Source organism: Dyella sp. ASV21 (assembly GCF_016428975.1).
Classification (GTDB): domain Bacteria; phylum Pseudomonadota; class Gammaproteobacteria; order Xanthomonadales; family Rhodanobacteraceae; genus Dyella.
The window spans coordinates 26,037-40,205 of record NZ_JAELTT010000006.1; the positions used below are offsets into that span (position 1 = coordinate 26,037).

General features: G+C 65.5%; 12 protein-coding genes. 6 read left to right on the forward strand and 6 right to left on the reverse strand.

Translation table 11 applies throughout. From position 1 onward, the window contains the following. Position 1 precedes the first annotated feature (1 nt). Positions 2-481: an MmcQ/YjbR family DNA-binding protein gene (locus tag JHD67_RS03515; RefSeq protein ID WP_233171608.1), complete on the reverse strand. Its 480-nt coding sequence runs from the start codon at positions 479-481 to the stop codon at positions 2-4. Positions 482-555: 74 nt separating this feature from the next. Here JHD67_RS03515 and JHD67_RS03520 point away from each other — a divergent pair, with 74 nt between their 5' ends. The 3 genes from JHD67_RS03520 to JHD67_RS03530 all read left to right on the forward strand — a co-directional run bounded on the left by JHD67_RS03520 (position 556) and on the right by JHD67_RS03530 (position 6,224). Then, on the forward strand, positions 556-1,158 hold the full coding sequence (locus tag JHD67_RS03520) for a GNAT family N-acetyltransferase (protein ID WP_199097353.1): 603 nt from the start codon (positions 556-558) through the stop codon (positions 1,156-1,158). Positions 1,159-1,274: 116 nt separating this feature from the next. After that, positions 1,275-4,730: a transcription-repair coupling factor gene (gene mfd / locus JHD67_RS03525; RefSeq protein ID WP_199097355.1), complete on the forward strand. Its 3,456-nt coding sequence runs from the start codon at positions 1,275-1,277 to the stop codon at positions 4,728-4,730. Positions 4,731-5,066: 336 nt separating this feature from the next. Continuing rightward, the gene (locus tag JHD67_RS03530; protein WP_199097357.1) at positions 5,067-6,224 is read left to right on the forward strand and encodes a calcium:proton antiporter; all 1,158 of its coding nucleotides are present in this window, start codon (positions 5,067-5,069) and stop codon (positions 6,222-6,224) included. 120 nt (positions 6,225-6,344) lie between these two features. Here the strand turns inward: JHD67_RS03530 and egtD are convergent, their stop codons facing one another. Both egtD and egtB read right to left on the reverse strand, forming a co-directional pair. Then, positions 6,345-7,349 carry an L-histidine N(alpha)-methyltransferase gene (gene egtD, locus JHD67_RS03535; RefSeq protein ID WP_199097359.1) on the reverse strand — a complete coding sequence of 335 codons (1,005 nt, stop codon included), beginning with the start codon at positions 7,347-7,349 and terminating at the stop codon, positions 6,345-6,347. Continuing rightward, on the reverse strand, positions 7,346-8,593 hold the full coding sequence (gene egtB / locus JHD67_RS03540; RefSeq protein WP_233171614.1) for an ergothioneine biosynthesis protein EgtB: 1,248 nt from the start codon (positions 8,591-8,593) through the stop codon (positions 7,346-7,348). The genes egtD and egtB overlap by 4 nt, the downstream gene beginning before the upstream one ends. Before the next feature lie 231 nt (positions 8,594-8,824). On the opposite strand from egtB, the gene JHD67_RS03545 reads away from it, so the two are divergent. Continuing rightward, the gene (locus tag JHD67_RS03545; protein WP_233171609.1) at positions 8,825-9,238 is read left to right on the forward strand and encodes a DUF6491 family protein; all 414 of its coding nucleotides are present in this window, start codon (positions 8,825-8,827) and stop codon (positions 9,236-9,238) included. Positions 9,239-9,317: 79 nt separating this feature from the next. Here the strand turns inward: JHD67_RS03545 and JHD67_RS03550 are convergent, their stop codons facing one another. From JHD67_RS03550 to JHD67_RS03560, 3 genes are all read right to left on the reverse strand, one after another. Further along, positions 9,318-9,659, reverse strand: coding sequence for a hypothetical protein (locus tag JHD67_RS03550; RefSeq protein WP_199097363.1), 342 nt, complete (start codon positions 9,657-9,659; stop codon positions 9,318-9,320). Between the two features lie 126 nt (positions 9,660-9,785). Next, complete coding sequence (rlmKL, locus tag JHD67_RS03555; protein WP_199097365.1) at positions 9,786-11,993, reverse strand: bifunctional 23S rRNA (guanine(2069)-N(7))-methyltransferase RlmK/23S rRNA (guanine(2445)-N(2))-methyltransferase RlmL; 2,208 nt, start codon at positions 11,991-11,993, stop codon at positions 9,786-9,788. After that, the gene (locus JHD67_RS03560; protein WP_199097367.1) at positions 11,990-12,514 is read right to left on the reverse strand and encodes an alpha/beta hydrolase; all 525 of its coding nucleotides are present in this window, start codon (positions 12,512-12,514) and stop codon (positions 11,990-11,992) included. Before JHD67_RS03560 ends, rlmKL begins: the two co-directional genes overlap by 4 nt. A gap of 86 nt (positions 12,515-12,600) precedes the next feature. On the opposite strand from JHD67_RS03560, the gene JHD67_RS03565 reads away from it, so the two are divergent. Together JHD67_RS03565 and tesB are read left to right on the forward strand one after the other, a co-directional pair. Continuing rightward, on the forward strand, positions 12,601-13,167 hold the full coding sequence (locus JHD67_RS03565) for an N-acetylmuramoyl-L-alanine amidase (protein ID WP_199097369.1): 567 nt from the start codon (positions 12,601-12,603) through the stop codon (positions 13,165-13,167). 103 nt (positions 13,168-13,270) lie between these two features. Further along, a complete protein-coding gene (gene tesB / locus JHD67_RS03570) occupies positions 13,271-14,134 on the forward strand; it encodes an acyl-CoA thioesterase II (protein ID WP_199097371.1) in 864 nt (287 codons plus the stop codon). The last annotated feature ends 35 nt before the right edge of the window (positions 14,135-14,169 follow it).

Below are 14,169 nucleotides of genomic sequence, written 5' to 3' on the forward strand. Positions count from 1 at the left end.
GTTACGGCTCCTGCGACCAAGCGCCCAGCTCGGCCTGCATCTTCTTGGTGAGTTTCGCGCGGACCAGGCCGTAGGCGGTGCGAATCAGCTCGGCCAATTCGGCGGTGGCGAAGCGCTGCGGTTCTACTACGGAGACCCAGCGGGCCCGCGCGAGATAGGGGGCGGCGATCATACCTGGCTGGTCGCTCAGTTCCAGAAAGCGCTCGTCGTGTACCTTGAAGGAGAGCCGACCGCCGTGCACCGGCATCACCACGAACATCTTGCCGCCGACGCTGAAGACCAGGTCTTCGCCCCATTTGATGTCCCGCGTGACACCCGGCCAATGGCCGCACAGGGCTTCCAATTGGTCCGGCGTGATGCCTCTTTTGGTCGCTGCCATGACCTTCACCCTCCATCCACGTACTGGCGTACCCGATAGCCATTGTGGCGCAAGGGCGCCGGCCGGGCCCAGCGCCTGTCGCGGGGCAATGCGGTGCGACATAGCGCCACCCAAGAGCTTGCCCTATGAGGCTTTTTATTCATGTTGCAGTGCACACAGTACGGTAAAGTATGGGCATGACTCCCGCCATCGACCTCACCCATCCCCGGCACGCGACGCCGCCGCCGCGCAGCCGTGAACGTTACGCCCGCCCGCCGCTGCTTCCGGCGCCGAAGGGCGAGCGCGTGCATACGAATGATGGGCGGGAACTGTGCCTGCGCCATATCGAGCCCGGCGACGTGGCGGCACTGAAGCGCCAGTTCGGCCGGCTGTCGCCGGAGGACATTCGTCGGCGCTTCCTGCACGCCATGTCCGAATTGCCCGACCCGATGGCGCAGCGCCTCGCGCGCATCGATCCGGCGGTGGAAACCGCCTTTGTACTGATGGATGAAACGGTCAAGCCGGCCGAGCTCCGTGGCGTGGGCCGCATCTACGTGGATGTGGCGGCCAACAGCGCCGAATTCTCGGTACTGGTGGAGCGTGACTGGGCCCGCCAGGGCCTGGGCGCCCTGCTGATGCAGCGCCTGGTGGACGACTGCCGTCGCCGCGGCCTGAGCGAGATCTGGGGCTACGTGCTGCTGGAGAACCGCCCCATGCTGCACCTGTGCAAGGACCTGGGCTTCGTCCGTCGCCTTACCCCGGACGAACCGGGCACCACGCTGATCTCCCTGCAGCTCTGAACGCGGTCCGATCTCCTTGATGTGAAGCACCGCCCCGGCACGCCGGGGCGGTCGCGTTACACTTGCCCGCTTTCCTGGCGCGGCTTGCTGGCGGCGCCCTTGAACCTGGCGTATGCATGGCCAATACGATTCCGCACCCTCCCCTGCCCACCACGCCCAAGCAGCGCCGCTTCTGGACGTCGCCGCAGGGCTCCTCGCGCGCCCTGCTGGTCGCCGAAGCCGCGCGCTCGCATCCGGGCCTGCTGGTCGCCGTCACCCGTGACACCCAGCGCGCGCACGCGCTGGAGGACGAACTGCGGGTATTCGCAGGCAATCTGCCGGTACTGCACTTCCCGGATTGGGAAACGCTGCCCTACGACGTGTTCAGTCCCCACCCGGACATCGTCTCCCAGCGCATCGCCACCCTGTACCAGTTGCCCGACACCCAGCGCGGCGTGCTGGTGGTACCCATTGCCACCTTGATGCAACGCATTGCCCCGCGCAGCCACATCACGGGCGCGGGCCTGGTGGTGAAGAAGGGCCAGAAGATGGACCTGGCCAGCGAGCAGCGCCGCCTGGAAGCGGCCGGTTATCGCAATGTGCCGCAGGTGGCCGAGCCGGGCGACTTCGCCGTGCGTGGCGCGCTGATCGATATCTTCCCAATGGGCGCGGCGGAACCGTTCCGCATCGAGCTGTTCGACGACGAAGTGGAGTCCATTCGCAGCTTCGACCCGGAATCCCAGCGCTCCCAGCAACAGGTGGAAGACATTCGGCTGCTGCCCGCGCGCGAGTTTCCGCTCACCGAAGGCGCGGCCAAGGATTTCCGCACGCATCTGCGCGAGCGCTTCCCCATCGACGTGCGCCGTTGCCCGCTCTATCAGGACATGAAAGAGGGCGTGACACCGGGCGGCATCGAGTACTACCTGCCCATGTTCTTCGAGCAGACCGCTACGCTGTTCGACTACCTGGCCGACAGCGCGGTATTCCTGCTTGGCGAGAACGCACTCGATGCCGCCGAACAATTCTGGACGCAGACCAGCGAGCGCTACAACCAACGCGCGCACGACATCGAGCGACCGGTGCTGCCGCCCGCCGAGCTGTACCTGGCGCCCGAACTGCTGCGCGAGCAGCTCAACAAGCGCCTGCGCGTGGAACTGGTGGAAAACGGCCACGAGCACGCGCTGCCCAGTGGCACCCAGCCGGCGCCGGAGCTGCCGCTCAACCGTAAGGGCGAGGAGCCCGGCACCTCGCTGCGCCACTTCCTCACCAACTATCCTGGCCGTGTGCTGATCGCAGCTGATTCGGCCGGACGCCGCGAGGCATTGATCGAGCAGCTCGCCAGCGCCGGCCTCAAGCCCGACGCCGTGGAAGGCTGGCAGGCCTTTGCCGCCGGCAACAGCACGCTGCGCCTGGCCATCACCATGGCCAGCCTCGAACAAGGCTTTGCGCTCACCGAGCCGGCGTTGACGGTACTTACCGAGCGCGAACTTTTCGGCGAGCGCGTGCGCAGCGAACGCAAGCGCCGTCGCGGCGCCGCGCGCGATCCCGACAGCATCATCCGCGACCTCACCGAACTCACCATCGGTGCGCCCATCGTGCACGTCGATCACGGCGTGGGTCGCTACCAGGGCCTGGTTTCGATGGAACTGGGCGGCATGGAGGGCGAGTTCCTCACCATCGAATACGCCAAGGGCGACAAGCTCTACGTGCCGGTGGCACAGCTGGGCCTGGTGAGCCGCTACACCGGCACCGCGCCGGAACTGGCGCCGCTGCATTCGCTGGGCGGCGACGCGTGGGAACGCGCGCGCCGCAAGGCCGCCGAGAAAGTACGCGACGTCGCCGCCGAACTGCTCGGCATCTATGCGCAACGCGAGGCACGTGGCGGCGAGTCCATGTCGATCGATCGCCAGTTGGTGGAAGAGTTCGGCGCGAGCTTCCCGTTCGAGGAAACGCCCGATCAGCTCCAAGCCATCGACGCCGTGCTCGGCGACCTCGCCGCCCCGCGCGCGATGGATCGCGTGATCTGCGGCGACGTGGGTTTCGGCAAGACCGAGGTCGCGCTGCGCGCGGCCTTCGCCGCCGCCACCGCCGGCAAGCAGGTCGCCGTGCTGGTGCCCACCACCCTGCTGGCCCAACAGCACTATCGAAATTTCTCCGACCGCTTCGCCGACTGGCCGGTGCGCGTCGATGTGCTCTCGCGCTTCAAGTCCACCAAGGAAGTGAACGAGGCGCTCAAGCGCCTGGCCGACGGTCAGATCGACGTGATCGTGGGCACGCACAAGCTGCTCGCGCCCGAGATCAAGTTCAAGAACCTGGGCCTGGTGGTGGTGGACGAAGAGCAGCGCTTTGGCGTGCGCCAGAAGGAACAGCTGAAGAAACTGCGCGCCGAGGTGGATCTGCTCACCATGACGGCCACGCCGATTCCGCGCACGCTCAACATGGCGATGAACGGCCTGCGCGACCTGTCGCTGATCGCCACGCCGCCGGCGCATCGCATGGCGGTACGCACCTTTATCTCGGCCTGGGAGCCCGCGCTGATCCGCGAAGCGTTCCAACGCGAGCTGGCGCGCGGCGGCCAGGTGTATTTCCTGCACAACGAAGTGGACACCATCGAGCGCGCCGCACGCGAGCTGGAAGAGCTGATCCCCGAGGCACGCATCGGCATCGCCCACGGCCAGATGCCCGAGCGCGAGCTGGAACGCGTGATGGCCGATTTCCATCGCCAGCGCTTCAACGTACTGGTGTGCACCACCATTATCGAAACCGGCATCGATATTCCCACCGCCAACACCATCATCATCAACCGCGCCGATCGCTTTGGCCTGGCCCAGTTGCACCAGCTGCGCGGTCGTGTGGGGCGTTCGCACCATCGCGCCTATGCCTACCTGGTGGTGCCCGATCGCAAGGCCATGACGGCCGATGCCGAGAAGCGCCTGGAAGCGCTCGCCTCGCTGGAGGAACTGGGCGCGGGCTTCACCCTTGCCACCCACGACCTGGAAATACGTGGCGCGGGCGAACTGCTGGGTGATGAGCAATCCGGCCAGATCCAGGAGATCGGTTTTGGCCTCTACACCGAACTGCTGGAACGCGCGGTGCGCGCGCTCAAGTCCGGCAAGGTGCCCGACTTCGATCTTAGCAGCGAGCACGAGACGGAAGTGGAGCTGCATCTGCCCGCGCTGATTCCCGACGATTACCTGCCCGATGTGCACACGCGCCTGACGCTCTACAAGCGCATTGCCAGCGCCCGCAATGATGAACACCTGCGCGACCTGCAAGTGGAGATGATCGACCGCTTCGGCCTGCTGCCCGATCCGGCCAAACAACTTTTTGCGGTAGCCACGCTCAAGCTGATGGCCACGCCGCTGGGCATCCGCAAGTTGGACTTCGGTGCCAACGGCGGGCGCATCACCTTCCGCGACAAGCCCGAAGTAGACCCGATGGCGATCATCCGTCTGATCCAGAGCCAGCCCCGCGTATACAAGCTCGACGGCCAGGACAAGCTCAAGGTGGTCCTGGAGCTTCCCGGCGCCAGCGAACGCATTCGCACCGCCCAGGAAGTACTGATCCAACTGGGTGCCCGTCGCCCCGCCTGATCTCCCGCCCATTCCGCGGGCGCATGACGCGCCCGCGGACGCCAACATCCCTCCGTTGACGTACCATCGTCGACACACGATCGAGGGGGCGAACAGGTTGCCCGACGACGAACTGGCCCTGGGGAGGCTATCCGCGAAAGCGGAGGAGCTTTCGCGCGCGGCTGCTCGACTGGCCGCACGCCGGGTGAAAAGCGTGGAGATCACTGACTGACGACGCCACGAACGGCAAGGTAAAACAGCCTGACAAGGCGAACGATGGGCGAGCTTTGCTCGCCACATGCTGGACGCTTCTTGCTTGCCCACTCCTTTGAACGCCACTACCGAGCCGGAATAGCCATGGCCCACGATCCATCCAGTGCAGCCCTCGATCTGCCGATGTTTACCCCGAAGATGCTGATACGCCCGGCGATAGCCTGGACCACCGTTGCCTTGTTCCTGGTGTTCGGCTCCGATTGGATGGCCCACCTCAGCCGCCACGAAATCGGCCTGTCGCTGTTCGCGTGGCTGTTCTTTGTGATCGTTTGGGTATCGTTTGGCGTGGTGCACGAGGCTGAGGAACTGGCTGGCCTGCTCGGTGAACCCGTGGGCACGCTGGTACTCACGCTTTCCATTGTCGTCATCGAAGTGGTGCTGATTTCGGCCGTGATGCTCGGCGCGGGCGATACGGCGACGCTGGCGCGCGACACCATGTTCGCGGTACTGATGATCGTGCTCAATGGCGTGGTGGGCATTGGCCTGTTGATCGGTGGCATGCGCCATCACGAACAAGCCTTCAACCTGCACGGCGCCACGGCGTATCTCGCCGTGATCATTCCCTTGGCGACCATTGCGCTGGTGCTGCCCAGCTTCACCGCGTCCACGCCGGATGGCACGCTCACACCGGTGCAGGCAGTGAGCTTCTCCATCCTCACCATGGCCATGTACGGCATGTTCCTGTGGCTACAGACCGGTCGCCACAAGGGCTACTTCGTGGCGCCCCGCTCGGACACCGACGCCAACGTACCGGAGGAACTTCCGCCGCCGCCGCGCAAACCGCGCAAGGGTGAGATGGCGATGCACCTGGTGTTGCTGCTGGTGAACATCCTGCCCATCGTCATCCTGTCCAAGAGTCTGGCCAAGGTGCTCGACTACGGCATTGCCGCCACCGGCGCCCCGCCGTCACTGGGCGGCATCATCATCGCCATGCTGGTGTTTACGCCGGAAGGCGTTTCCGCGCTGATCGCGATACGGCGCGACCAACTGACCCGCGCCATCAACCTGTGCCTGGGCGGCGCGGCCTCCACCGTGGGCCTTACCGTGCCCGCCGTGCTGGCGATCGGCTTGTTCACCGGCAAGCCCGTGGTGCTGGGGCTTCCCTCCGCCAGCATCGTGCTGCTTGCCTCCACCCTGATCCTGAGCAGCAACACCTTCTCCGGATGGCGTACCACCATGCTCGAAGGCGCGGTACACCTGTCGATGTTCGCCGTGTTCCTGGTGTTGGTCTTCAGCCCATAGCCCACGAGAGGGGCGAATGGTCGATGGCGCCGCCTTCGCACTGCCGTCCTGCAACGCACGCCACGCGTGCCTTGCAGGACGTGCTGACCAGGGTATGCCCAGAACAGCAGACTCATCTCATCACGACGATGCGCTCGCCTCCGGCGCACCGACGCCCGCGCGCACCAGGTAGTACACGGCGAACATCGACGCAGGATCGGTCCAGGTGTGCGTCACTTCCAGACCCGCGCGCGCGGCCAATGCGGCGAAGTCGGCGGGAGAGTACTTGCAGCTGTATTCCACCTGCATGGCTTCATCCGCGCCGAAAGTCACCTGCTGGCGGCCCACGCGAACCTTCTGTGCGCGCGTGCTGACAAGGAAAGTTTCGATACGGCCGGCCATGGTGTTGTAGTGCGCACGGTGGCGGAAAGCGGATAGATCGAAGTTGCTGCCGATTTCGCGATTAAGCCGAACCAGCATGTTCAAGGTGAACTCGGCCGTGACACCTGCCCGATCGTTGTAGGCAGCCTCGATAGTCGCCGTATCCTTCTTGAGGTCCGCACCGATCAGGATGCCCCCGTTGTCGCCCATCTCATTGCGCATCTTTCGCAGCAAAGCGGCCGCATCGCGCGCCTCGAAATTACCAATGGTGGAACCGGGGAAATACAACACGGTACGCCGCGGCGCACGGGGTGGAATCGGCAATCGCAGCGCGCGCGTAAAGTCGCCGGACAACGGTTGCACCGGAAGGCCGGGAAAGCGCTCGCCCATGGCCTGTACGCAGGCGCGCAGCGGCTCGGTCGAAATTTCCACCGGCACATACGCCACGGGAGCGCTCAGGTGTTCGAGCAGCATGCGCGTCTTGATGGCGTGCCCGCTGCCGTATTCCACCAGGCGCACATCCTCGCCCAGCACAGCGGCCATCTCACCGGCATGCAACTCCATCAGGGCGATTTCGCTGCGGGTGAGGTAATACTCCGGCTGCTCGCAAATGGCTTCGAACAGCTGCGATCCACGCTCGTCGTAAAACAGCCACGACGGCAATTTTTTGGGGCGTGCCCGCAGGCCACGCTGCACGACGCCGATGAGGTCGTCGACAGGCGGACGACGATCGTCGTCCCGGAGGTCGAAGGCTTGTACATTCATCGATCTTGCCCCAGTCGAATCCCCATGAACTGCCAGCGCGCATGGGGAGGAAAGAAATTCCGGTAGCTCACACGCAGGTGTTCGCGCGGCGTGGCACACGAACCGCCACGCAGTACCCACTGACCGCACATGAATTTGCCGTTGTATTCGCCCAGGGCGCCGGCCAGCGGGCGGAACCCCGGATAGCTGACATAGGGCGAGGCGGTCCATTCCCACACATCGCCGAACATCTGCAGCAACCCCTCGTCGGCCGTCGCGGCGCGAGGATGGAAAAGCTGGTCATCGAGCAGGTTGCCACGCACCGGCAATGAAGCTGCGGCGCTCTCCCACTCCGCTTCGGTGGGCAGGCGGGCGCCAGCCCAGCGAGCGAACGCATCGGCTTCGTAATAACTGACATGGCTTACGGGTGCGTGCGGGTCGATCGACTGCACGCCGGCCAGCGTGAACTCACTGGCCAGATCCGCCTGCCAATACAGCGGCCGTGTCCATTGCTCGCGGCACACCGTGTCCCAGCCGTCGGAAAGCCACAGCGACGGCTCGCGGTAGCCGCCGTCATGCACAAAAGCGGCGAACTCAGCGTTGGTGACCAGCCGATTCGCCAGCGCATGCGGCGGCAGCAATACCGGATGGCGAGGCGTTTCGTTATCGAACGAAAACCCCTCACTTTCGTGGCCGATGGCCACCACACCTGCCACACCCTCGATAAACGTCAATGCCGGTGCCGTCGCCGCTGCTGGCGGCGCCAGGCGCGAGACATACGCTGGATGCAGCGGGTTGACCGAGAATGCGTGTTTGATATCGGTCAGCAGCAATTCCTGATGCTGTTGCTCGTGCTGCAGGCCCAGTTCGATCACCGCCAGCGCGGCACCGCTGATGTCGCCTTGCAGGCACTCCATCACCGCATCGTCGACGTGCTCGCGGTACGCCAGGATCTGTTGCACGCTGGGTCGCGACAACACACCGCGACGTGGCCGTGCATGCATCGGCCCGACCGATTGGTAGTAGGAGTTGAAAAGGTAATGCCATTCCGGATGCGGCGGACGGTAATCACTGTCGCGCGCCAGCAAGAACTGCTCGAAGAACCATGTGGTGTGCGCGAGATGCCACTTGGCTGGACTGGCGTCCGGCATCGACTGCACCATCATGTCTTCGGGGCTCAATGGCTCGCACAACGCCACGCTGCGAGCGCGAACATGGCGGAAGCGCAGCAACAGGGCCTCGGCTTGCAGGGCCGATGGCGCCAGGGTCACGGCCGCCCCCGGCGTTTGGCGGAGGCGCAACGGGCAAGTTCACTATCGTGTATATGCTTCACAACGAGCGTATCGGGTCCAAACATGCGCGCACCTTGCCGGAGCGCCCGTTCACATTGCGTGATGCGGCGATGGCGGCAGCTTTACAAGGCTGTACGCGGCACGGCCGCCTGCGCGTTTCTCAAAGGGTGTCCCTACTTACCGTGAGGTGACCGTATGAAATCCATGACTTCCGTCTTGCTGATCGGCGCGCTGAGCCTCAGCACAGCGCCAGCGATGGCCGCCGACCAGACGCCCGCCTATACCCCGCTGCGCCCGGTCAGCGAGTGCCTACGTCCCGACCGCATCAATGAGTGGTACGTGGTAGATGCGCAGACCGTGATCGCGCGTACCGGACCCGATCATTATCAAGTGAAGCTGCAGGCGCAGTGTCCGCAACTGGGCATTGGGCAAAGTCTGCGCTTTCGCGCGAATCGCTCGAACATGGCCGTAGGCATGGGTGCCTTGTGCGGCGAGGCGGGCGAAACCGTTTCCTCGCGCGATCAACCGCCGTGCGGCGTGCAATCAATCACCAAGATCGACAAGGCGCAGTTCGAGCAACTGAGCGCCAGGGCCACCCGGCACGGCATGCAGCCGTAATGCCGTATGGCGTAAAACAAGAAGCCCGGCCAAGGCCGGGCTTCTCAACAACCACATACCGATTAGCCGGCGTCGCGGCTTAGTGGCCGTAGTGACGATAGCCGTCGCGGTAGTAGTAGCCGCCATGACGGTAATAGCCCGGACGACCCACCACGACGGTGGCGCCCACGGCGGGGCCGTAATACACCGGAGCCGGCGGACCATACACCACGGGGGCCGGGGCGTAGTACACCGGCGGCGGAGGCGGGGCGTAAACGACCGGTGCCGGAGCGTAGTAGCCAACGCCAACCGCCGGCAGACCGATGCCAACGTTCAGGCTCACGTGGCTACCGGCGAAAGCGGGAGCAACGGCGGCGCAGCCGACGAGCATGACAGCGGCCAGTGCAACGCGCTTGACGGTGGAAAGCTTCGACTTATTCATACGATTGTCTCCCAAAGGAGGCTTGATTCCGATGGCGGGTGGGTAGGTGTCCCCCATCGCTCTTTGCCGGGTTCAATGCTGTGACTTTCGCGCTGAATCCGCACTGAGTAGAACGCATGAAACCGCTTAGCGACGACGCTGATGGCGGACATGGTTCACACTGCCGCTCCATGGCGCCTCCTGCGAGGGATCGGGCTCGAGCGAATGCAGCAACCAGCACCCATGGATGTCCGAACGACGGGTGAAATCGAACGGGATGCTGGGCACGGTCCACTCCTCGATCCTGAACCGCTCATTCAGCGCTTCGCGATCCAGTTTGAAGCGCCTGAAATTGTTCGAAAACACCAGCACGCCACCAGGCGCCAGGCGGTCGGCACAGGACAGCAACAGCGCCACGTGGTCGCGCTGCACGTCGAAATCCTCCGCGCGCTTGGAGTTGGAAAAGGTCGGAGGGTCGACGTAGATCAGGCTGTAGCGGTCGCGCTCCTGCTTGAGGAAGCTCACCGCATCGGCCTGTACCAGCCGGTGCTTGGCGCCGGTGAAACCGTTCAGCGCCAGGTTTCGCGAGGCCCACTCCAGATAGGTGGCAGACAGATCCACGCTGGTGGTGTCGCGCGCACCGCCGGCGGCGGCATAGACGCTGGCGGTGGCGGTATAGGCAAACAGGTTCAGGAAGCGTCGCCCCTTGGCCAGCTCGCGCAGTTTGGCACGCACCAGGCGGTGGTCAAGGAACAGGCCGGTGTCCAGGTAGTCGGTGAGATTGACCTGAAAGGTCAGGCCGCCCTCGTCCACTTCGATGAACTCGCCGCGCTGGTCGAACTGGCCGTACTTGGAGCCGCCCTTGCCACGCTCGCGGGTTTTCAGCGCAATGCGTTCACGCGGCACGCCCAGCACTTCCCCGGCCACGCGCACGATCTCGCGCAGACGGTGTCGCGCCGTTTCGGCCGGAATATCCGCCGGTGCGCGGTACTCCTGGATGTGCAGCCACGGCACGCCGGCAACGGTGGTGTAGACGTCGATGGCGGCGGCGTATTCAGGCAGGTCCTGATCGTAGGCGCGCCAGCAATGGATGCCTTCGCGGTCCAGTCGTTTGCGCAGGTGGCGCAGATTCTTTTCCAGGCGATTGCGCAGCATCTGCGCGCCTTCGGAGAGCGGCTTGACCTCACGCGGCGTCTCGCTGCGCGCGTGCAGTTCAAAAATCAGCAGCTGGGTTTCCAGGGCGCCGTTGTACAGCGCGTATTTCTTTTCGGCGCGCAGCGGAATGGCCTGCCCCAGTTCCGCATCGCCCGCCAGCACGGCGGCGCGCCAGCCGGCGAAGCGCTCACGCAGGGTTTCGCCAATACTGCGATAGAGGCGCGGCATGTCGCCACGGTCACCCAGGCGCTCGCCATACGGCGGATTGGTGATGACCAGGCCGCGTGTATAGCCGGGCGGCGGCGACACATGCGTGGCGTCGTGCTTGTCCAGCGTGAAGAAGCCGGCCACGCCGGCTTCCTGCGCGTTGCGCTTGGCGGTCTGCACCATGCGCGGGTCGGCGTCGCTGCCGAAGAAGCAGCTGCGCAAGGCGCGCAGACCGGTTTCGGCGCGCTGGCGCGCTTCTTCCAGCAGGCTGCGCCACATGGCAATGTCATGCTGCGCCCAGCCCAGGAAACCGTAGTACTCGCGGTGCAGTCCCGGCGCGACGTCCGCGGCCATCCAGGCGCCTTCGATCAGCAAGGTGCCCGAGCCGCACATGGGATCGAGCAGTGCGCCGCCTTCGGCGTAGATTTCCGGCCAGCGCGCGCGCAGCAGCATGGCGGCGGCGAGGTTTTCCTTCAGGGGTGCCTCGCCTTGCAGCTCACGCCAGCCACGACGGTGCAGGGGCGCGCCGGCCAGATCGAGCGAGAGCGTGGCGCGGTCACGACGCAGGCGCAGGTTGATGCGCACATCGGGTTCGTCGGGGTCCACATCCGGGCGCGAACCGTCGCGTTGGCGGAACTGATCCACCACGGCGTCCTTGACGCGCTGGGCGATGAACTGGGTGTGCGTGAGCTTGCTCAGCGCGGCATTGGCGTCCACGGCCAGGGTGGCGCGCGCCCCCAGGTGGCGGGACCAGTCGATGGCCTGCACCCCGTTATAGAGCGCGTCATCGGTGGATGCATCGAACTCGGCCAGCGGCATCAGTATGCGACTGGCCAGGCGCGACCACAGGCAGGCGCGATAGGCGGTTTCCAGCGAGCCGGCGAAATGCACGCCGGCCAGCGACTCGCGCACCTCTTGCGCACCCAGCGCGACCAGTTCGTCGCGCAGCAGATATTCCAGGCCCTTGGGGCATGTCGCGAAAAAGGCGCTCATGCGTGTGCCCACTGGGCCAGGAACAGGCCGAACTGATCGACGATGCGATCCAGGCTATCGCTCAGGCGATGATCGTCGTCCACCACGATCAACGGCAGGCGGCGGCGACCGGCGAAGGCAATCACCCCATCCACCGGGCAGATGTCGTCACGCCAGCCGTGGTACAGCAGCGACGGCACCCCCTCGCTCAGATCGAACGCCTGACGATAGCCAGGGATCGCGCTGGGCGTCGCCAGCAGGAACAGGCCCGCCACCGGGCGCTGCAGCGAAGCGAGGCCCGACACGAACGACCCCATGCTGGAGCCGACCAGCACCGGCGGCGCACCTGCCGCATCGATGGTGCCGAGCAGGCGCTCGAGGCGCGGATCCACCGAGCCAACGTGGCCCCGGTGGTCGTCCTCGCGATAATCGGGGCGCTGCGTCTGCCAACCCAGCGATTCGGCGAAGGCGGCCAGCACGCTGACCTTGGTGGCGTCCGGACCGGAGTCCGAGCCGTGCGAAAGAATGATCTGGCCGCGCATCGCGGTCTCCAAAACGACGTCTGTTAGGCCGCGCATCGTAACAGGCGGCGTTCCGCCCGACCCCGAACGCATGCGAGACTGGCCCGATGCCGATCACCATCCACGACCAGCCGCTGCCCTACGTCGACCTGCTGCCCGAGCGCCCGGCCAGCGCCGTGGAGCTGGTCGTTATCCATTGCACCGAGCTGCCCGACCTGGCCACCGCCCGCGAATACGGGGAGCGGGTGCTGTACGAGAGCGGCGCCGGCGCCAGCGGCCACTATTACATCGACCGGGATGGCAGCATCTACCGCTACGTGCCCGGCACCCGGGTGGCCAACCATGTGCGCGGCCACAACGCCAACTCCATCGGCATCGAGTTGGTGAACTTGGGGCGTTACCCGGACTGGTGGAATTCCAAGCGCCAGACCATGACCGAGCCCTATACCGCCGCCCAGATCGCCGCGCTGCGGGCCCTGCTGGCGCAACTGCGCCAGGAATTTCCGCAGTTGCAGCTGATCGCCGGCCACGAGGATCTGGATACCGCCCGGCTGCCCGCCACCGACGACCCGTCGCTGGACGTACCGCGCAAGCTCGATCCGGGCCCGCTATTTCCCTGGGCGCAGGTGCTCGAGGGTAGCGGGCTGGACCGAACGGCCACCAGCCGCCCTTGAGTACTGCATCGCCGCTCCGGCCCGATCCGACCAGGGCTGCGGGCGGCACCCGGGGGCGGTCCCGCTATAATCGCCGGCCAACCCACCCGCTGAGCCCCGCCCCATGACGGAAACCAACGTCCGCGAACTGGTCGACCTGCTCGAACTCGAGCGCCTGGAGGACAACCTGTTCCGTGGCCAGAGCCGCGACATCGGCACGCATTTCGTGTTTGGCGGCCAGGTGCTGGGGCAGGCCTTGTCCGCGGCCCAGCGCACCGTGGACGACGCGCGCGAGGCGCATTCGCTGCACGCGTATTTCCTGCGGGCCGGCGACATCAACGCGCCCATCGTCTACAGCGTGGAGCGCACCCGCGACGGCGGCACGTTCTCCTCGCGCCGGGTGGTGGCGATCCAGCACGGCCAGCCGATCCTCAATGGCTCCATTTCCTTCCAGGTGCCGGAACCCGGGTTCGAACACCAATCCTCCATGCCCGAGGTACCCAAGCCAGAGGACATCGAGCCGATGAACCCGCTGCCGCCCGAGCGGCTGGCCAAGCTGCCGGAGAAGCTCCAGCGGTGGCTGGGTGTGGACGCGCCGTTCGAGTTCCGCCATGTGTGGCCGCAGGACAAGCTGCATCCGGTAAAGCGCCCGCCGATCCAGCACATCTGGTTCCGCCTCACCGCCCCGGTGGAGGACTCCCCGGCGCTGCACCGCTCGCTGCTGGCCTATGCCTCGGACTTCAACCTGATCGGCACGGCCACCCTGCCCCACGGCATCTCGTACTACACACACAATGTGCAGATGGCGAGCCTGGATCACGCGCTGTGGTTCCATCGCCCGTTCCGGGTCGACGAATGGCTGCTGTATTCCTTCGATAGCCCCACGGCCCAGGGAGCGCGCGGCCTGGCGCGCGGCCAGATCTTCACCCGTGACGGACGCCTGGTGGCCTCCACCGCCCAGGAAGGCCTGATTCGTCTGCGCGGTTGAGACGGCACGGCATAGTAAAATTTCGCTTCTAGCCT